The sequence below is a fragment of the Blautia glucerasea genome (assembly GCF_013304385.1).
Classification (GTDB): Bacteria; Bacillota; Clostridia; order Lachnospirales; family Lachnospiraceae; genus Blautia_A; species Blautia_A ammoniilytica.
In genome coordinates, this window is record NZ_JAAITU010000026.1 from 26,956 (window position 1) to 46,886 (window position 19,931).

Annotated in this window: 18 protein-coding genes, 2 pseudogenes and 1 riboswitch; of the genes and pseudogenes, 17 read left to right on the forward strand and 3 right to left on the reverse strand. The window is 45.9% G+C overall.

Going from position 1 to position 19,931, the window contains the following annotated elements:
• Nucleotides 1-2: 2 nt before the first annotated feature.
• From G5B11_RS19590 to G5B11_RS11035, 4 genes are all read left to right on the forward strand, one after another.
• A complete protein-coding gene (locus G5B11_RS19590; RefSeq protein WP_244092990.1) occupies nt 3-1,676 on the forward strand; it encodes a sensor histidine kinase in 1,674 nt (557 codons plus the stop codon).
• Nucleotides 1,666-3,357 (forward strand): hypothetical protein, encoded by a 1,692-nt coding sequence (locus tag G5B11_RS11025; RefSeq protein WP_330603125.1) that lies wholly within the window; start codon nt 1,666-1,668, stop codon nt 3,355-3,357. The genes G5B11_RS19590 and G5B11_RS11025 overlap by 11 nt, the downstream gene beginning before the upstream one ends.
• 163 nt (nt 3,358-3,520) lie before the next feature.
• A complete protein-coding gene (locus G5B11_RS11030) occupies nt 3,521-4,927 on the forward strand; it encodes an MATE family efflux transporter (protein WP_244092986.1) in 1,407 nt (468 codons plus the stop codon).
• A 109-nt stretch (nt 4,928-5,036) separates the two neighbouring features.
• A riboswitch (NiCo riboswitch) is annotated at nt 5,037-5,134 on the forward strand.
• A 118-nt stretch (nt 5,135-5,252) separates the two neighbouring features.
• Complete coding sequence (locus G5B11_RS11035) at nt 5,253-6,164, forward strand: cation diffusion facilitator family transporter (RefSeq protein WP_158420143.1); 912 nt, start codon at nt 5,253-5,255, stop codon at nt 6,162-6,164.
• A 106-nt stretch (nt 6,165-6,270) separates the two neighbouring features.
• On the opposite strand, the gene G5B11_RS11040 is transcribed toward G5B11_RS11035, so the two are convergent.
• Both G5B11_RS11040 and G5B11_RS11045 read right to left on the reverse strand, forming a co-directional pair.
• On the reverse strand, nt 6,271-8,127 hold the full coding sequence (locus G5B11_RS11040; protein WP_244092987.1) for an outer membrane protein assembly factor BamB family protein: 1,857 nt from the start codon (nt 8,125-8,127) through the stop codon (nt 6,271-6,273).
• A gap of 78 nt (nt 8,128-8,205) precedes the next feature.
• Nucleotides 8,206-9,039, reverse strand: coding sequence for a DUF6786 family protein (locus G5B11_RS11045; protein WP_173728197.1), 834 nt, complete (start codon nt 9,037-9,039; stop codon nt 8,206-8,208).
• Nucleotides 9,040-9,308: 269 nt separating this feature from the next.
• Here G5B11_RS11045 and G5B11_RS19595 point away from each other — a divergent pair, with 269 nt between their 5' ends.
• The 10 genes and pseudogenes from G5B11_RS19595 (at nt 9,309) to G5B11_RS11095 (ending at nt 17,468) form a co-directional block, all read left to right on the forward strand.
• Entirely contained in the window at nt 9,309-9,830 is a 522-nt protein-coding gene (locus G5B11_RS19595) for a DUF5720 family protein (RefSeq protein WP_173728199.1), read from the forward strand.
• A gap of 171 nt (nt 9,831-10,001) precedes the next feature.
• A complete protein-coding gene (locus tag G5B11_RS11055) occupies nt 10,002-10,889 on the forward strand; it encodes a DUF6017 domain-containing protein (RefSeq protein WP_173728218.1) in 888 nt (295 codons plus the stop codon).
• Entirely contained in the window at nt 10,890-11,381 is a 492-nt protein-coding gene (locus G5B11_RS11060; protein ID WP_154238319.1) for a PcfB family protein, read from the forward strand.
• Nucleotides 11,378-12,016: pseudogene (locus tag G5B11_RS11065) on the forward strand (type IV secretory system conjugative DNA transfer family protein); the annotation flags it as partial. The gene G5B11_RS11060 and the pseudogene G5B11_RS11065, both read left to right, overlap by 4 nt.
• A 591-nt stretch (nt 12,017-12,607) precedes the next feature.
• Nucleotides 12,608-14,272: a group II intron reverse transcriptase/maturase gene (ltrA, locus tag G5B11_RS11070; RefSeq protein ID WP_173728201.1), complete on the forward strand. Its 1,665-nt coding sequence runs from the start codon at nt 12,608-12,610 to the stop codon at nt 14,270-14,272.
• Between the two features lie 113 nt (nt 14,273-14,385).
• Nucleotides 14,386-15,516, forward strand: a pseudogene (locus G5B11_RS11075) (VirD4-like conjugal transfer protein, CD1115 family); the annotation flags it as partial.
• A 36-nt stretch (nt 15,517-15,552) separates the two neighbouring features.
• Complete coding sequence (locus G5B11_RS11080) at nt 15,553-15,711, forward strand: Maff2 family mobile element protein (protein ID WP_118144607.1); 159 nt, start codon at nt 15,553-15,555, stop codon at nt 15,709-15,711.
• A 155-nt stretch (nt 15,712-15,866) separates the two neighbouring features.
• On the forward strand, nt 15,867-16,139 hold the full coding sequence (locus G5B11_RS11085) for a helix-turn-helix domain-containing protein (RefSeq protein WP_002593556.1): 273 nt from the start codon (nt 15,867-15,869) through the stop codon (nt 16,137-16,139).
• Nucleotides 16,099-16,476, forward strand: a complete 378-nt coding sequence (locus G5B11_RS11090) for a TnpV protein (RefSeq protein ID WP_005335912.1) — start codon at nt 16,099-16,101, stop codon at nt 16,474-16,476. The genes G5B11_RS11085 and G5B11_RS11090 overlap by 41 nt, the downstream gene beginning before the upstream one ends.
• A 29-nt stretch (nt 16,477-16,505) precedes the next feature.
• On the forward strand, nt 16,506-17,468 hold the full coding sequence (locus tag G5B11_RS11095; protein WP_005601707.1) for a DUF3658 domain-containing protein: 963 nt from the start codon (nt 16,506-16,508) through the stop codon (nt 17,466-17,468).
• Nucleotides 17,469-17,529: 61 nt separating this feature from the next.
• Here the strand turns inward: G5B11_RS11095 and G5B11_RS11100 are convergent, their stop codons facing one another.
• On the reverse strand, nt 17,530-18,336 hold the full coding sequence (locus G5B11_RS11100; protein WP_008372835.1) for a helix-turn-helix domain-containing protein: 807 nt from the start codon (nt 18,334-18,336) through the stop codon (nt 17,530-17,532).
• Nucleotides 18,337-18,818: 482 nt separating this feature from the next.
• On the opposite strand from G5B11_RS11100, the gene G5B11_RS11105 reads away from it, so the two are divergent.
• The 3 genes from G5B11_RS11105 to G5B11_RS11115 are packed head-to-tail and all read left to right on the forward strand — an operon-like array spanning nt 18,819 to nt 19,634.
• Complete coding sequence (locus G5B11_RS11105) at nt 18,819-19,007, forward strand: hypothetical protein (protein WP_002592123.1); 189 nt, start codon at nt 18,819-18,821, stop codon at nt 19,005-19,007.
• A complete protein-coding gene (locus G5B11_RS11110) occupies nt 19,004-19,345 on the forward strand; it encodes a hypothetical protein (protein WP_002595108.1) in 342 nt (113 codons plus the stop codon). The genes G5B11_RS11105 and G5B11_RS11110 overlap by 4 nt, the downstream gene beginning before the upstream one ends.
• The gene (locus G5B11_RS11115) at nt 19,338-19,634 is read left to right on the forward strand and encodes a DUF3847 domain-containing protein (RefSeq protein WP_002592121.1); all 297 of its coding nucleotides are present in this window, start codon (nt 19,338-19,340) and stop codon (nt 19,632-19,634) included. Before G5B11_RS11110 ends, G5B11_RS11115 begins: the two co-directional genes overlap by 8 nt.
• Nucleotides 19,635-19,931: the final 297 nt, after the last annotated feature.

A 19,931-nucleotide genomic window follows, 5' to 3' on the forward strand; every position in this document is an offset into this window, starting at 1 on the left:
ATATGAAATATCGTCATAAGCTGACGATCCTTCTGGTAGTAGCCAGTCTGGTTCCTATGGTGATCCTGGCATGGTACAGTCATATACGGATCAGCAGTATGAGCCGGAGAAATGCAGTGGAGGATATGAATTCTATGCTGGAGCAGACCCGGGAAGGGATTGACAGCCAGATCGAAGTATACTCCAGTCTTCTGAATTACCTGACCTACTCACCGGATATTGAAGAGATCATCAATGAAAAGGATATTGATAATTATATTGCATACCAGAAATATACAGAGATCGCTGATCCGCTTCTTTCAGTTCCAAAGTCTTATCATGATGCCATTCTTCAGATCCAGTTATTTGCGGAGAGTATTAAGGTGCGCCATGAGTACACCTTGGTGCCTCTGGCACAGATTGATAAGGAGTGGTGGAACGACAGGCTTTCAGATGATATGAAGATCCAGTGGCTGGTAGAACGCTCACTGTCTCAAATCGCAGCTGTGCGTAAGATCTGCCGTGGAGCGAACGTAGAAGCAGTGCTTTGTGTGACCTTGGATTATGATAAGTTGTTTCAACCCTTTGAAAATATCATTAATGAGAAATGCGGCGGCATGATTCTGGACAGTGATGGAAATATTATTTATCGAAAAGAGAATTTTGAGGATGAAATTCTGGAGAAAGCAAAGAACAGTGCTCAGATTGTTGCTGCCCTTGACAAGAAATATGCTTCTGTAAACAGCCTTAGTGAGGAAAGCGGCTGGCATTTTTTCTTGTACAAGCCGCAGTCCGTGATAGACAGTACTGTATCTCAGATCCTGATCAGTGAGATTCCGCTGATCTGTATCTGTGCAGGATTGATCCTGGCACTGGGACTTTCTTTTTCAAGGCTCTTTACCCGGAAGATCGAAGAACTTACAGAGAATATGAACCAGGTAAGCCAGGGGGTGCGTGAGGTTACAGTATACAGCGACTCTGAAGACGAAGTAGGACTGTTGATCCGAGGCTTCCAGAGCATGATGGATGAGATCAACCGACTGTTTAAGGAGGTTTATGAAAGTAAGATCGCTTTGAAGGAGTTTGAGCTGAAAGCACTTACTGCACAGATCAATCCTCACTTCCTGTATAATTCCCTTTCTATTATCAACTGGATGGCGATCCGCAGTGACCAGACTGAGATCAGCAGGGTAACACTGGCTTTGTCCACCTTTTATCGTACCGCTCTTAGCAAAGGCAAAGATATGGTTACAGTTGAAAGCTGTATCCAGAATATTGAAGCATATCTGGAAATTCAGCTGGTTATGCACGACAATGATTTTAAAATAGAATGGAAGATCGATCCTGATGTAAAGGGGGAGATCGTTCCCAAGCTGCTGCTTCAGCCTGTAGTAGAGAATGCACTGGAGCATGGTCTAGATGTAAAGGAAGAAGGGGAAAAGATCCTGAAGCTTTCCTTTGTACAGGATGGAAATGATGTTCTTCTGATGGTAGAAGATAATGGAGCAGGTATGGATCAGGCAGAAGCGGAGACCCTGGTTACATATCAGGCTGTAGGATATGGTTTGAAAAATGTAAATGACCGTATCTGTCTCTTGTATGGAGAGGATCATAAGATCCGTATTTATAGTAAGAAAGGCGAAGGAACCCGGGTGGAAATGCGGATTCCGAAGGGAGTTTTACAAAGTGAGAATTAGTAAGAAAATCTGTGCTGCCATTGTTGCTTCGTGTGCAGTTTTGGCATTTTCAGGCTGTACCGGCAGTCCTGAAGTTAAAGAAGAGCCCAAAAAGTCGGCGGCAGACACAGAAGAAGAATGGAAAAAAGCTGCAACTACATCTTATGGGAAGTATCCGGAACTGGTTACGTATACGCTGGCTCAGATAAACGGTGCCAGTAATTCCAATCTGCCTTCAGGGGATACTTATGAGGACAATGAATATACCAGGTATCTGAAAAAAATGTTGAACATTCAGAACGAGAATGTATACATGGAGAGAGAGGATCGGTACAATGAAGGAATCAATGTACTGGTCCAGGATCGTAATATTCCGGATATCATGGTAGTAAATGATCGGGAAACACTGAATCTTCTGGTAGAAAATGATATGATCGAAGATCTTTCCAAAGTATACGAGTCCTGTGCCTCCGACAGAATCAAGGAAATGTATGACAGTTATGGTCCGGCACTTCTTGCATCCGGTACTTATGACGGAAAGCTGATGGCATTGCCTGAAACTGTGATCGATCATGGCCCTTGCTTCTTGTGGCTCAGAAGAGACTGGATCAATCAGCTAGGGCTTGAGGAGCCTGAAAATCTGGATGATGCATTTGATATTATTGAAGCTTTTGTAAAGAACAGGATGGGAACGGACGAAGGGGAAGAGCCTATTGGTCTGATCTGTGACAATGCTCTTGTAGGCTCCACCAGTGCCAATTATTCCATAGATCCTATTTTTGATTTGTTTGGAGCCCATCCCAGAAAGTGGCAGATTTGTAGTGATGGGGAGATTGTATATGGATCTCTTACTGCATCCACCAAGAAAGCCATTGCCTATATTCATGATCTGTATGAAAGAGGAATCATTGATAAGAATTTTGCATTAAGAGAGCAGAATAATCTGAGGGATCTGGTATTAGAAGGAAAATGCGGCGCTTTCTTTGGATTGTGGTGGACTCCTAATAATCCCTTAATGGATGAAGTGATGAACAATCCGGATTCTGACTGGGAACCATATTATCTGGTGCAGCGGGATAAGGATTATGGAACAGATTTTTATAATTCTTTCAGTGACAATAAGTATGTGGTGGTCAGAAAAGGATATGAGCATCCGGAGATCGTTATGAAGATCGTCAGCGTACTGTTTGATTATAGCAGATATGATGCAGATGATGCAGATGAAGTGAATGGATATTTTGCATTGAATGTAGATCCTACCGCAAGGCCTCTTGTGATCAATGTGGATTATTATGATGCCACTTATATGGCTACTAAGGATATCCGTAAAGCGATGAATCGTGAGATCTCAGAGGACAAGCTTTCCGCACTGGAGGAGTCTTATTACACGGCATGTACTAATTATCTTACCAACTACATGAAAGGGGAAGCAGTAAATGCAGAGGACTGGGCTGCATACAAATCCAGGATCTCAGCTATCGGCCTTTTGGTAGATCATGGATATGAGCCGCCTACGATCCAGTATCTTGCAGAGTCAGATGGAGAAGCACCCCAGATCCTGCAGAATCTGGAAAAAAATGCCTTTATCCAGATGGTTATGGGGAATAAGCCTATGGATTATTTTGAAACCTTTGTGGAAGAGTGGCTGGAGCAGGGAGGACGGGAATTGTCCCGGAAAATCCAGCAGCAAAACAACAAATAATCGGTGCTGGATCAATTTGGGTACAGTAAAATAATATTTGGCAAATTATGATAGATTTGCTAATGATTATTTTACTGTATCTTTTTATTTATGTGCGAAAATGCTTGCAATTGTTACTGGTATCATGTAGTATAGCAGATACTATGTGCAAGGAGGAAATAAAATGGAAGGAACCAGGATGAGGATGAGCTTTCGACAGAAGTTTATCGGTGATAAAGCCTTTTATAAAATGGTTTTGGCTGTAGCGGTGCCTATTATGATCCAGAATGGGATCACGAATTTTGTGAGTATGCTGGATAATATTATGATCGGCCGGGTAGGGACGGAGCCGATGTCAGGGGCAGCGATTGTGAATCAGCTGCTCTTTGTTTATAATTTGTGCATTTTTGGCGGTGTTTCCGGGGCCGGTATATTTACGGCTCAGTATTTTGGACAGAAAGACCATGAGGGTGTACGGCAGACATTCCGGTATAAGCTGTGGCTGGCAATTGGATTGACTGTGATTACATTTTGCCTTTTTATCACCTGCGGCAGTTCTCTGATCGGTATGTACCTGAATGGAGAGGGGACAGCCCAGGCGCTGGCAGCAACCAAGGGATATGGCCTTGATTATCTTAGAATCATGCTGTTCGGACTTCCTGCTTTTATGATGGTACAGATATATTCCAGTACCCTTCGTGAATGTGGTGAGACAGTGCTGCCTATGAAAGCCGGTGTAACTGCAGTCGTTGTAAATCTTGTATTTAATTATTTTCTGATCTATGGTAAATTTTTCTTCCCAAAACTGGGAGTAGAGGGAGCAGCCATTGCTACCGTACTTTCCAGATATGTGGAGGTTGCCATTGTGATCGGATGGACCCATACACATCAAGAGAGAGCACCTTTTGCAAAAGGTCTGTACAGTACACTGAAGGTGCCTGCTGTTCTTACTAAGAAGATCCTGGTCAAGGGAACACCGCTTCTTCTGAATGAAACCTTGTGGGCCGGTGCAATGGCTATGCTGGCGCAATGTTATTCTTTGCGAGGATTGAATGTGGTGGCTGCGCAGAATATCTCCAATACCATAAATAATGTATTTAACATTGTATTTATTGCTCTGGGAGATTCAGTTGCCATTGTAGTAGGACAGCTTCTGGGAGCCGGGGATATGAAAAAAGCCAGGGATACAGACAACAAGATGATCGCTTTTTCAGTATTCTGCTGTACTGGGGTTGCCCTTTTAATGTTGGTGCTGGCACCATTTTTTCCAAGGCTTTATAATACAAATCAGGAAGCAAGGGGACTGGCTGTACAGTTTATTATGGTAATGGCTGTATTTATGCCAGCCAACGCCTTTTTGCATGCAGCCTATTTTACGTTGCGTTCCGGTGGCAAGACCATCATCACTTTCTTTTTTGATAGTGTATTCGTATGGTGCATCAGCGTTCCTATCGCTTATGTGCTCAGCCGGTATACCCAGCTGCCCATCATCGGGATTTTTGCAGCAGTGCAGACAGCAGATCTGCTGAAGTGCGTAGTAGGATATGCACTTGTGAAAAAAGGAGTCTGGCTGCAGAATATTGTTTCATAACAGGCATTCTTGAATTTTTTTTCTTGACAGAAGAATATGCTTGATGTAATATTATTTAAATCTCTTTGCACTGCATTACATTCTTATTGAGAAACAGAATGCGAGATCAACAGTACAAACTGAGCAGGCGATGCCGATTCTGGCATGGGGCCGGGCTGCATAAAGCGGCAGCGGATGTGAGACTTATTGCACATCTGTGGGACAGTGTATGTTCCGCAGGTGTGTTTTTTATTTTAAAAGGAATGACAGATCTGTGGATGCGCTGCGTGGTTTAATGTATGTGCCATAACGAGAGACCATTTTGTATTGCTTAGGAGGTCTTATTATGGAACAGGAAAACAAAGAAAATGGAAGCCAAACTCAACAGAAGATTGCTATGAGAGTTTCCGGAGTAAGTATTACAGTGAACCTGGTTTTATCCTTGTTTAAACTTCTTGCAGGTATTCTGGCTCATTCAGGAGCTATGCTTTCAGATGCAGTACATTCTGCATCTGATGTGATCAGTACGATCGTGGTGATCATTGGAGTGAAGCTTTCCGGCAAGAAGTCAGATGCAGAGCATCAGTACGGCCATGAAAGGCTGGAATGTGTGTCTGCGATTATTCTGGCAGGACTGCTTTTTGCCACAGGTGTGGGGATCGGCATGAGTGGGATAAAGAGCATTCTTGCTGGCTCCAAAGGGCAGAAGATAATGGAGCCGGGACTTCTTGCCCTGATAGCTGCAGTTGTTTCCATAGTGACGAAGGAGTGGATGTTTTGGTATACCAGAGCAGCGGCGAAAAAGATAAGTTCCGGTGCACTGATGGCTGATGCATGGCATCATCGTTCCGATGCCCTGTCCTCTGTTGGATCTTTTGTTGGTATTTTAGGCGCAAGGCTTGGCTGTCCTATTATGGATCCTATCGCCAGCGTGGTGATCTGTATTTTCATTTTGAAAGCAGCAATTGATATTTTTAAGGATGCCATAGACAGGATGGTAGATCATTCCTGTGATGAGGAAACAGAAGACAAGATGCGTCAGGCTGTTCTGGAAGTACCAGGGGTAAAGGGGGTAGATGTTCTTCAGACCAGGCTCTTTGGATCCAAAATATATGTGGATCTGGAGATCTCTGCAGATGGGCAGCAGAGCCTGAATGATGCCCATGCCATTGCAGAAAGAGTACATCACATGATCGAGAATACCTTCCAGGATGTAAAACACTGTATGGTACACGTAAACCCATATACAGGTAAATAAATAACAAATAACCAAAATAACCATTGAAAAAGCTGCAGAACTGATAATGTTCAGTTTAACTACACTTTGTTCAATGGTTATTTCATTTCATTCTCTTATTCTGATTTTATTCTAATTTCAGGCCGCAGATCCTGCAGTCCCGGGTTCCCACAACCATATAATCATTGTATATAGCTGGTGATGCTTCGATCGCTCCACTGGAAATTTCATTCTCATCCAGAAGCTTTCCGGAATTTCCATCCAGAAGATAAGCCTTTCCACCACAACTGCAATAAAGCACCTTACCGGAACCATCAGAATTGTATACACATACAGGAGAAGACCAGGCATAATATGCTTTATGTTCCCACTTGACTTCACCGGTCTTTTTATCAAGACAAGCCAGTACACCATCATACTGAGCACCGGTTTTGGCTACGGTTACATAAATATAGTCAGACAGCTTCTTTTTTCCTAAAGCAATGGTTGACTGCACACCACCGGATACACCATCATCAGAGTAACATTCATAGGAAGTCTTCCATATGATATGGCCGTTCTTTGCATCAATCTTCCAGATCGGTACTTCAGCAGAGCTGCTGCTTCTCCAGCCTAAACGGAAAGAAGTGCTTACATAAAGGTACAAATGGTCATCTTCTATGGATAACACAGGAGTGGAGTTGGAGTCATCCAGTGTATCCTGAGCCCAGACAAGCTGAAGAGTATTCAGATTCAGACACATCAGATTGCCCCCATTGTCTGTGACAAAAAGATATCCGCCATATACAGCGGCACTGTCCTCCATGCCAAGCCAGTAGGACGCAACGCTGGTACGGTTCCCATAATAATGCCATTTTACTATATGATCCGGATTGATGGACAGAGTACCGGATTCCTGGTCGTATTGTGTGTTCAGACGGATCAGATAAAGAATCCCGTTTTCGCCAGGATAGATCAGTGTATCCGTGTCTGCATCTACAAGTGGAGAAGAGTCAAAATAGCTTAAGGCTCCCCGCAGGGAAAATGGATCATTGTTCCCGAAGGTGTACATTACGGAACAATCAAGAAGGTTTACCACAAAGACGCGGGCTGTACCCTGATTGCTGTCATAACCGGCGCCAACATACAGAATCGGATATCCTCTGGGATCAAGTGCACCGGAACCTTTAAATGTGAAACCAAGATTCAGTGTGTCACGGGTTGCTTCTCCGGTTTCCAGATCCAGGAAATATACATACCCATCCATACAAGCATAGATGACTTCCACAAGATCATCCTTTTCTTTTGCCCAGTCATACATATTCATGGCCTTTTTCACTTTCTTAGGCCATTTCATCATTAACGGCTGTCCGGTCCAACCGCTGCCAGACCAGGTGGCACCATTATAAGTAATGGAACTGGTTTTGGAAGACCAAAGGCTGGTAAGCTTATTCTTCTTCATATCAGCAGTTCCATAAACAGGGTTATCACGGAAATTATTGCCCCGAAAGGTAACAATGCCATCTACATCTGTATATTCGCTGCCTTTTCCAAACCAAATCTCCTGATCTGGCTTATAGCTTAACGGATCGGTCAGTGTAGTCCCATCAATATTGATCTCTGTAGTCTGTATGTAATTGGAGGGCGCAGTAGACTCAGTGCAGTGGGGAGCAAAAGCTTCCGGCTGCAGCCCTTTGGGAGTATCTCCAGAGCTGTCCTTGCTATTTTTCTGAGCAGCTTTTGCAGATCTGGCTGAGGGATCCGATGCATGAACAAGGTTCAGACCATCTGCCTGATCCTTAAGCACAGCGGAAGCTGCAGAAGCAGGATTACTTTTCTGCCAAAGCTGAATGCCCATTAAAACCATAACTGCCAGAACGATCAGAAGACCCTCCGTAAGCAGCAGGGATTTTGCAAATCTGCCGGAATGCCCGGATTGTTTTCTTTGGTTTTTAGCCTTGCTGTTTTTACCGTTGCCTGGAGAGGCTTTTTTTTGTGTTTTCATTTTATATTTTTCCTTTTCCCTATAAATAACCTGATAAAATACATTATACCATCAGGAAAAAGGAAGGACAAGAACTGGTTAAAGTAGCAGGTCAATAATCTGCTGTATATTTTCTGAAGTCCCGGTGAAAAACCAGAAATCCAGATCCATATATCCGTTACCGCTGTCTGGGTATCCGAAAGTAGTGCTGGTTGTTTCAAGTTCTGCGAAACCATCGTCTCTGGTATCGTTCATATAGATAAAAAGAGAACAGCCGGTTTGTCCGGGGGTATCAGAAGGCTCCTTGATATACGGATCAGAAGGATTGTTGTAATAGTTTCGTATCAGCAGTGTCCATTGATTTTCGGAAAGCTTTAACAGATATCCCACCCTTCCATGAGTCTGATAAGCCTTAAAGCCTATTTTATGTTCTTCATGGGAATGAACCTTTACTTTGGCAAGCCCATTTTCAAAGGACAGTACATTTCCTGAAGAAGGGGCATAGTAGTCCACATAGTCCAGAGTTTTTCCGCGATAAGGGATAAGAAAGGTTCCGCCTGGACGTACCTGGAAAAGATTCCAGATTTCCAGAGGCATGGGAGCGTCTGGTGTAAAATCTTCCAGATAGATATGCTCCTGAAAACCACAATAGGAAACCTTTGTGACCAGATCGGAAAAAACGCAGGATGCCGAAAGAGGATTTGAGAGCGGACGGATCTGGCGGCGGATATGAAAACGCTTATGTTTCCAACTGGATTCATATAAATCTGCCTGGAGCAGAGAACTAAGTTCTATCAGCCCTGGTGCCTCACTGGAAATATGATAGTCTGCAGGGTCAATACCGGGTTGTACAGTATAAGATTCCTTAAAGTGTTCCCTGGATTTGGTGAAAAAAGGAAATTCCGGGGCAATCCAGATTCTGTCACCGCCCATATCCCAGTTTCCTGCATTGAAAAAGTCATCAAATGCAAGGCTTTGATAAGGATGGTTGAGAAAAACAAGTAAAATCAAGGCTTTGTGGACAGTGACAGACAATGCAACCATCAAAAATTGAATAAGTTTACAGAGCAGGGATACTATTTTCACGAATGGTATCCCTTTTCTGTTGTCTTCCGCTCCCACATAAGCGAAGCATGGCACAAGCCGCAGGCATAAAAAACCTGTGGCTTTTTTATTGCCCATTTTAGGAAGGAGCCGGATAAATGAATTTAAGTGAAGCTGAAAAAAGGATGATCTATCAGGTCGAGGGCACCAGCCAGGGGGCCGCTCTGAATGAGATTTACATGACCTGGCGCTATGCACCTGACAAGGCCATGAAGGACACGGCGGAAGGCCTTTTGAAAAAGCTCCGTCCTCTCTCCGATAAGGAGTGCATGGATGTGATCCGGGATGTTCAGAAGAATTACCGTCTGCCCGGCAAGGCAAGGACTATCGGGGCAATGTTGGCGGAGGCCAGGCAGCAATCCGGTGCCCAGAAGATGACCGGTCACGATATCATGGCCCTGGAGCGGTTCGATCCCGATACCCGCCACATGATCGTCTTTGACGTCCTCTCCCATGAGTCCCCCATGGGATACAAGGGTGATAAAATGCGCCTGTTCCTGACCGAAGCCGGATACGGAAAGGCCCTGGAGAACCAGGACAAGGGATTTATCAAAATAAAGAACCATGCGAAGGTCATAGCTGGCAACCTCCGCTATGACCACAAAGACCGTGAATTGTAGGGAACTGAAAACTGTATCAAAAAAGGTGGAAAATCCGCTGTTCCTTCCCCTCTGTGCCACGAACCGAAAGGGGCATGGATGTTTTCCCATGTGAAGGGTATGGGAGAGATACAGACGGAGGAAACACCGAAAATCAACACTTTTCAAACCATGAGGAAGGAGGTATCAGGCATGGCAGTTTTCCGTATCGAAAAGACCCGTGATTACACGGTCATGTCAAACCACCATCTGCGGGATATGTCCCTGTCGCTGAAAGCAAAGGGACTTCTATCCCTCATGCTGTCCCTGCCAGAGAACTGGGACTACACCATGAAGGGGCTTGCCCGTATCTGCAAGGACGGCATCGACAGTATCAGCGGCGGCATCCGAGAGTTGGAGGAACACGGCTATCTGATCCGTGAGCGCGTGAGAGGCGCAAACGGTCAGCTTGGTTCGATCGAGTACACCATTCTGGAGCAGCCTAAAGAGCCAACACCTGCACAGGAAAAACCTATACGGGAAAATCCCGTACAGGCAAACCCAACATTGGTCACGCCTGTTCAGGAAGAACCCGCCCAATTAAATAAAGATAGATCAAGTAACGATCCATCAAGAACTGATTTATCAAGTACGGAGATATCAAATCCTATCCAATCAAATCCCCCTACCCCCGCAGGGGCAAGGATGGGAATGGATCGGATGGGAGCCAGAGAAAGCTATCGGGAACTGATTTTGGAGAATATCGAGTACGACTTCTGGAAGAACAGCGACCGCGTTGACCATGAGATGCTGGACGAGATCACGGAACTGATCGTGGATACCGTATGTTCTGCCCGCAAAGTCATCCGCATTGCCGGAGACGATTATCCGGCGGAGGTGGTAAAGTCCCGGTTTATGAAGCTGGACAGCTCCCATGTTCAGTATGTCATGGACTGTATGAAGGACAACACCACCTATGTCCGCAATATCAAGAAATACCTTCTGGCGGCGCTGTATAACGCCCCGACCACCATCAACAGCTACTATTCTTCCCTGGTGCAGCACGATATGTACGGGGACGGGCAAAGGGGGCGAGGCTAAATGCAGGAGGAAGTAACGCGGGGCGCTGTAACGCTCATTGTTGACGGAGCCAAGCTAAGCGAGCAGGTCTTTGAAAAGGCCGTCAAAAAATTCCTGGAGGAAATCCAGAAAAGCCAGAAGCCCAAAATCTACCGCGGCAGGCAGAGCCTTAAACAGCTTGCCAGCCAGAACGCCGGTCTTGCCAATATCGAGATCAGTGACAAGAATATCAAGGCTTTCTCCCGTGTAGCGAAGAAATACCATGTGGATTTTGCCTTGAAGAAAGACACCTCCGCAGAGCAGCCCCGTTACCTGGTCTTTTTCAAAAGCCGGGACGCAGACGCCATCACAGCGGCGTTTCAGGAGTTTGCCAGCCGGAAAATGAGCCGTGAGGAAAAGCCATCCATCCGGGAGCGGCTGACCCAGGCGAAGGAACAGGCGGCGGAGAAAACGGAACACCGCACCATTGACCGGGAGAAAGTAAAGGTCAAAGATCGGAGCGTGCAGAGATGAATATGAAAAAACTGATTTTGCTGAACCTTCCGTATCTTCTGTTCGTGTATCCCTTCGATAAGCTGGCACAGGCTTTCCGGCTTGCGCCCGGTGCTAACCTCTCCGGCAAGCTGCTTTCTATCGGGGACGGCTTCACGGCAGCATTTTCCTCACCGTGGCTCAGTTTCCATCCCACGGACCTGCTGATCGGCATAGCCGGTGCGGTGGTCCTTCGCATGGCGGTCTACCTGAAAGGCAAAAACGCTAAGAAATACCGCCACGGAATCGAGTATGGTTCTGCTCGTTGGGGTACGGCGGCAGATATCGCTCCCTACATGGACAAGGACTTTTTCCAGAACATCCCCATGACGCAGACGGAGCGAATCACGATGGCGAGCCGCCCAAAGCAGCCGAAATATGCCAGAAATAAAAACATTCTGGTGATCGGCGGTTCCGGCAGCGGCAAGACGCGGTTCTTCTGTAAGCCGTCGCTGCTGCAAGCTCATTCGTCCTATGTCTGCACTGATCCGAAAGGAACCTTGCTGCCGGAGATCGGCGCTTTCCTGGAACGGAAGAAATACCGTATCAAGTGCCTCAACCTGATAAACTTCCGAAAATCCATGAAATACAATCCGCTGGCTTATGCGCGACACGAGGTCGCGTAATTAAACTGTTCGGCACTGACCGAACCTGTTATTCCATTAGCAGTAGCCTATCGTTACCGAAGCGGCTGGCAACGGTCGTGAGGCAGCATGACGAGAAAAGGTAGCCCTCCCGAAAGGGTCAAGCCGAAACCGCGAGGCAGAGGCGAAAAGCTGGAAGCAACATCCGGCTGGGGAGCTTGGCTTGTGTAGTATGGTGAATGTAAGTGAATCGCTGTTAAACGTCGTTAGTGGGAACCAGGCTAAAGTTGCTGATAAGCCTGAACCAAAAGGTGTGCAGTCGGATGTTCCCCTGTAAGCTGGGAACACATGGACAAACAGGACTGCCGGCGGATAGGCGGCACCTAACCTACACGGTTGATTACGTGAAACGTGGTAAGCCCGCGCTCTCTCCGTATACTCGGAAAGCTGACCGCAAGGAAAGCCGATAGAAACGCGGGTAAGGAACGCTGGAAAAAGCGAATGCCGACCTTGTAATGAGGACGGATAGGGATTGAAATAGTATCTCACGCGAAAGCGGGCCAACTTCCAGCAGGTCTATCTTTACGAGAGAATTTACAGAACTTTTGAAAGGAGGAATCGCAAATGAACAGAAAACTGTGTGCGCCTGCTGACAAGGCACAAAGCTGGGAATCCATTGATTGGAAGAAAGCGGAGGCCTATGTTAAAAAGCTGCAAATGCGTATCGTAAAGGCTCAAAAAGACGGTCATTATAACAAGGTGAAATCCCTGCAATGGCTGTTGACACATTCTTTCTATGCCAAAGCATTGGCAGTGAAGCGTGTGACAAGTAATAAAGGCAAAAATACCGCTGGTGTAGACCATGAATTATGGAAAACGCCAAAAGGCAAATTCGAGGCGATTGATAAACTCAAGCGCCGGGGCTATAAGCCTCAACCTCTCAGACGGGTGTATATCCCGAAGAAAAACGGGAAAATGCGTCCCCTGAGTATTCCAACGATGACAGACCGTGCCATGCAGACGTTATATAAGTCTGCATTGGAACCATTGGCGGAAACTCTGGCAGACCCAAACTCCTACGGCTTTAGAATTGGAAGAAGCACACACGATGCCATCGGGCAATGCTTCAACGATTTATGCAGAGCCGGTTCTCCACAATGGATTTTGGAAGGAGATATTAAAGGGTGCTTCGACCACATCAGCCATAACTGGCTGTTGGAAAACATTCCAATGGATAAGGAAATGCTCGGGAAATGGCTGAAATGCGGTTTTGTGGAGACCCAAAAGCTCTTTCCAACAGAGGAAGGAACTCCACAGGGCGGCACAATATCGCCAGTTTTGATGAACATGACCTTAGACGGACTAGAGCGCATTCTGAAAGAGAGATTCCCAATGAGACGGATGGTGGCAGGTAAAACTGTTTACGACCAGATTAACTTCGTGCGATATGCCGACGACTTTATCGTTACCGGAAAAAGCCCGGAAACTCTACGTAACGAGGTTATGCCGCTCATCAAGGACTTTCTGGTGGAACGCGGCCTGCAACTCTCCGAGGAAAAAACGGTGATTACGCACATCAGTGACGGCTTTGATTTTCTTGGGCAGAACGTTCGGAAATACAACGGAAAATTGCTCATCAAGCCATCAAAGAATGCGATAAAATCCTTCCTCAAAAAAGTGCGCACTATCGTTAAGGAGAACAAAACCGCTACACAGGACTTGCTCATTTGCAAGCTAAATCCTGTCATTCGCGGTTGGGTCAACTACCATCGCTATGTAGTTTCTGCGGATATTTTTGGATTGGTTGACCACAGGATTTTCGAGTGCCTATGGAGGTGGGCTTGCCGCAGACACAAACGAAAAGGCAAGAGATGGATTGCTAATAAATACTGGCACCACATTGACAACCGGACGTGGACATTTGCGGCAGAACCTGCCTTTCGCGGTAAGGATTTCGATGAAAAATACCTTAAGCTGGAATACGCGGCAAATACCAAAATCATCCGATTCAGGAAAATCGCCGCAGAAGCCAATCCGTTCGATGAAAAGTGGACGGGATATTATGAGGAACGTGACGGAGAAAGAATGCTGAACAGTACCAAAGGACGGGAAAAACTCGTTAAAATCTGGAACAACCAGAAACGGTGCTGCCCTGTATGTGGAGAAAGAATTACATTCGAAACAGGATTCAAGACGCATTTTAACACCGAAAACAACAGGAAGTGGCCTGCTATTATGGTACATCCCTGGTGTCATCGAAATCTGCATGAGCCAGACTACTTGATTTGAGCCGGGTTTCGTTTTACACGAGGCCTTACGATAGGCTTGAGCCGTATGACGGGAAACTGTCACGTACGGTTCTTAGGGGAGGGACTGGCAGTAATGCCAGTCTCTTACCCGACATCCGATCAGAGAAAGATATCTTAAAGCTGGTGAACGCCCTGATTATGAACACGAAGGGCGAAGGCGAAAAATCTTCGGAAGATTTCTGGGTCAAAGCAGAACGCCTCTATTATTCCGCACTGATCGGCTACATCTGGTATGAGGCCACGGAGGAAGAAAAGAACTTCATCACACTTCTGGACCTTATCAATGCCAGTGAAGCCAGAGAGGATGACGAAACTTATCAAAGCCCGGTGGACCTGCTCTTTTCTCAGTTGGAGGAACGGGAGCCGGACCACTTTGCCGTCAAGCAGTACCGCAAATTCAAGATGGCGGCGGGCAAAACCTTAAAATCCATCCTCATTTCCTGCGGTGCCCGGCTTGCTCCCTTCGATATCAAGGAGCTGCGGGACCTGATGGAATATGACGAGCTGGAACTGGATACCCTGGGCGACCAAAAGACGGCGCTGTTTGTGATCCTGTCAGATACGGACAGCACTTTCAATTTCGTGGCCGCCCTCATGTATAGTCAGCTTTTCAATCTGCTCTGCGACAAGGCGGATGACTTCTACGGTGGGCGGCTGCCCGTCCATGTCCGTCTGATTCTGGACGAGTTTGCCAACATCGGCCAGATACCGAACTTCGATAAGCTGATCGCCACCATCCGAAGCCGTGAAATATCGGCTTCTATTATTTTGCAGTCGCAGAGCCAGTTAAAGACCATCTACAAGGACGCGGCAGATACCATCGTCGGTAACTGTGACAGCACCTTGTTTTTGGGAGGCAAGGAGAAATCCACCCTCAAGGAAATTTCGGAGCTGCTGGGGAAAGAGACCATTGATCTCTATAACCAGTCTGAAAACCGGGGCAGCCAGGTTTCCCATGGCCTCAGTTATCAGAAATTAGGAAAGGAGTTGATGACCCAGGACGAATTGGCAGTGATGGACGGCGGCAAGTGTATCTTCATGCTGCGGGGCGTGCGCCCGTTTCTTTCGGACAAGTACGACCTCACCCGGCATCCGAATTACAGATACACGGCCGACGCCGACCCTAAAAATGTCTTTGACATGGAACGGTACATGAAGAAGCAGCGTGCCGTGGTAAAACCCACGGACACCTTCGATGTGTACGAGATTGACGCAACAATTTAACCCAAAATCAAAAACATTTTTTAGGAGGATTATTTTATGGAATTTTTCAACAGTGCAGTTGGTGTTTTGCAGACTCTCGTAGTGGCCCTGGGCGCAGGTCTTGGTATCTGGGGCGTTATCAACCTTCTGGAAGGTTACGGCCAGGACAACCCTGCTTCCAAAAGCCAGGGTATGAAACAGTTCATGGCTAATTAAAGGGAACAAAAAGAAAGGGAATGCACAATCCAGACGGTATCAGCGGCAGGCTACAAGAATAAATTGTGATTTCACAAGATTGGTGTTATAATAAGAGAAAAGTTCCTGCCGGGGCAACCGCCCCGGTGGTATGGATAGAAAGGCAGGAAAACAATATGCACATCAGCTATAAACCACTCTGGCACACACTGTTAGAGCGTGATATGAGAAAAGAGGATTTAAGGCTTGCTGCTGGTATGACAACAAATATGATTGCCAACATGAGCAAAGAGGGAAAGCACATCAGCATGGATACATTAGCCCGTATCTGTGAAACTCTGAATTGTGAGATTACTGATGTGATTGAGTTAGTACCAGACGAGCCTGCTTCCACAGGAGGTAAGGAACATGAGCGAATTGAAACCAAGAATAACGGAAAACGGAATTGATTATATCCTTGTCGGAGATTACTACATTCCAGGCTTGAAACTGCCGGAGGAACACCGCCCTATCGGAAAGTACGGACGAATGCACCGGGAATATTTAAGAGAAGTCCACCCAGCCAGATTGAATACATTGATACTGACCGGAGAATTGTTGACATATCTTGCAGACCTGAATGAACAGGCACAAAAACGGTTAGACACTATCATGGAGCAGATGAAAGCTACCGAGGGCGTGACAGAGGAATTGAAGTGTACCCGACAAATGGAATGGGTGCAGCGTTGCAATAACATTCACAACAGGGCAGAAGAAATTGTTTTGTATGAGATGATTTATTCATAACGGGAGCAATTAAATCGGAGGTATATAAGATGATTGAAATTGTATTTGGTGAAAGTGCCTGTGGAAGTTTGAAAATTGCCCAAACTTACGGCAAGGGAAAGTATAGAGGAAGTGCTGTTTCAATATTTATGAGGCACGAAGACGGGAGTGTTCCATCTTCAGATGAAATGAAAAAGGCACAGCTTCAAGCACAGGAACAAGAACGCATTGCTTGGGAGAATGCTATTCCATTGGGAGGCAAGAGCAGTGATGTTTATTGTTTTGATATGGTTCTTAGTGTGGGAGATATTTCTGATAATGGAATTGGCGAACAGCGGAAAAATATTTTCAAGAAAATGCTGTCTGTCTGCTTTGTAGAGGATTTAGATTATCAGGTTGAAGAAAAAATACAGAAAATTAAAACTACATTGACCTCAGTGATTGAACGATATGTAGCTGGGGAAGAAATTCGCATTTGGTATAGCTATAATCCAGATGAGCTTTGTGGTATGTATTGGCTTATGAAACAACTTCAACCATTAAACTGCCAGACAACAATTTATTTGGTTAAGTTACCTACATGGGAATATGGAAAAGAAAATACTATGACATCCAAAATAGCATGGGGCGAGGTGTCTCCTGGCGAATGGGGAAACTATATAACTCTACAAGAGAAAGCTAATCCTGTATTTCTTTCAGCTTGTACTATGAAATGGAATCAACTTCAAAATGAAAATGCACCTTTGCGTGCAATGTTAAATGGTAAATTGCAAAGCGTTTCAGAAGATATATATGATAGTTTCATTCTTCGTGAAATTGCGGAACAGCCAGAGCAATTCAAAATGGCTATTGTCATAGGTAATGTTTTAGGAAAATATCAACTTGGAATTAGTGATGTATGGATTTCCAATCGCATTGATAAAATGCTTGAAGATGGTGTGTTGGAAATTATACAGGACGCACCAAAGGGAGAAACAAATTATCGCCGAATATTAAGAAAACGAATGAAATAATAACCACAGCACAAACCGCTGCTACATGGAATCCAACAAACCATGCAACAGCGGTTTTCCTTTACCGTTTTTTCCTCTGGCTGATAGGCGTTCCCATTTTCTTTGATTTTTTGAGAATACGAATGAACCAGCGAAATTCTTCTTCTGACAGGTTTTTATAGTTGATACCAAGCTGCTTGCAGTAAAGGATAACCAGTTTTTCATCTCGACTGCCCTTGAAATTTTCGACCGCTTCCAGATTTTCTTTCAGTTCATCGGCAACGGTAGTTTGGGGCGCACTCTCGCTGTCCTTTTTGTGGAATTCCCGAATATCCCGGATAATCAGGTTGAGGTCATCCAGAACCATGTGACTGAAATACTCATCATCACTGATATGTGCGGCTTGCAGCACCTTCAAATGCGGGTCATCTTCGCCGGGGCGATACCGTTCAATAATTTCATGCCGGACGGTATCAACAAGGGAGTTGAGATTTTGGATTTGCATGGTGGCAATCCCGTCCACATAAATCTCAATGTCCGCAAGAAACTTGATAAAGTCCTTATGGGTGGCAAGTTCGCAGAGCAGACGGTTGTTAATCCGACCGCTTTTCAGCAGTGCCACCATCTCATCGTTCAAATGCAGCTCCGTCAGTGGCGTGTTGATCTGCTCCCTGTTCTCTGTCCGGCACAGCAGATAATCGACGGAAACCCCATAGAAGTCTGCCAGCGTGATAAGGTTGCCATGATTGATTTCCTTATAATCCTCTTTTTCATAACTGCCAAGGGCTGATTTAGAAATGCCCGTCAGCTTTGATAGTTCTTCCAGATTTAAGCCTTTGTCTTTGCGGAGTTCCCAAAGGCGTTCCTGTATGCTTGTTGCAACTTTCATGGGCGCACGCTCCTTTCCGGTGGTTTTATTTCTGCCGTTTAACTGGATTATATCACACTTTCCGCAATCGTGGAAATTTCTGATTTTCCCCCTGATTCCTACTTTGTGGATATACGGCACAGGGCACAAAAATGTTCTATGATACAGGTAGTTCATCGATGGATTATTCCAATCGAATGACCAGCCTGTGTGGGATATGCTTCCCCGGCGATGTAGCGCCATGACTTTTGGCAGGGATATGGAGGAACCCTGACCGAAACGAGCGTACCAAAGGGAGCGATACGCCGCTGTGAGATTCAGGGGAGGAACGACACCGGGGAGAACTGGCGAACTGACACCGAAATGATACCGAAACACGACAATCTGATAGGGGGATAGTCTACCCTATCGCTGATACTTCGGGAGATTTTAAGCGGCTCTATGACCGTAATTTTGCCGAAAATCGCCCCGAAACCATACACAAAAATGGGAGGAAGCGCAATATGCCGAGAATGAGCAAAAAGAGGAAGCATGAGCTTTCCTTTTACCTCAATGACCGGGGGCGTGTCACTTACAACGAATTATGCCGGAAATGCCAGCATGGGTGCAGGCAGAGCTTCCGGGCGGTTGTGGTTGACTGCCCCCGTTATTTATCCAAACGAGCAAAGAAAAAGGAGGAACACACCGAATGAATTTTGAATTTATGACGATAGACACACCATTGCCGCCGTGTATGCCATTTCCCATAGCGTTGACAGGATTTCCAGTCAGCAGCACCGCAAAGGTCATGTACTGCCGGATGCTGGACGCTATGCTATCCAAAGGGCAGGAGGACGAAAACGGAATCCTGTTTGTCTGCTTCCCTGTCACAGCCATTGCTACAGTCCTGTCCCGCAACTCCATGACGGTCAAGCGTTCTCTGAATGAACTGGAAACCGCTGGGCTTATCATGCGGGTGCGTCAGGGCGTGGGAGAACCAAACCGGATTTATGTGCTGATACCGGGAAAGGAGGACGCTGCCCTTGCCTGAGACCTCAAAGCTGGAAAAACTCAACTGGGAGCTGGAGAAAAGCGAAAAGAAACTGCGGAAAGCCATCAATGATGAAAAGGCATTGCAGTACCAGTTAAAGCAGCTTACCCGAAAGGAACGAACGCACCGGCTCTGTACCCGTGGCGGTATGCTGGAAAGTTTTCTGCAAGAGCCGGAACGCCTGACAGATGATGATGTCATGCTGTTGTTGAAACTCATTTTTCACAGGCAGGACACGCAGGAACTATTGAAAAAACTGCTGGAACGGGAGAAGCCGGAAACCCCTTAGTTTACTAAGGGCGCAATTATACACCACCCAGAGGTTGGTGCATTGCGTTCTCCGAAGGCTCCTTGCCGGAGGGCTGTGATTTTCCGCAGTCAAGGTCTGCTCCAAATCATACAGGGGACGCTACGCTTCCCCTGCGCTGGCTGCCGCCAGCTACCCTTTTGTGGACTTGCCATCTGGGGACACCTTGCGTTGCAAGCTGTTCCCAGCCGATAAGTTTCATAAAATATAATGCAAATGGAAAGCTAACTTGACATAAAAGAACTATGTGATATAATGGAAGCATGGAAAGTTAACTTT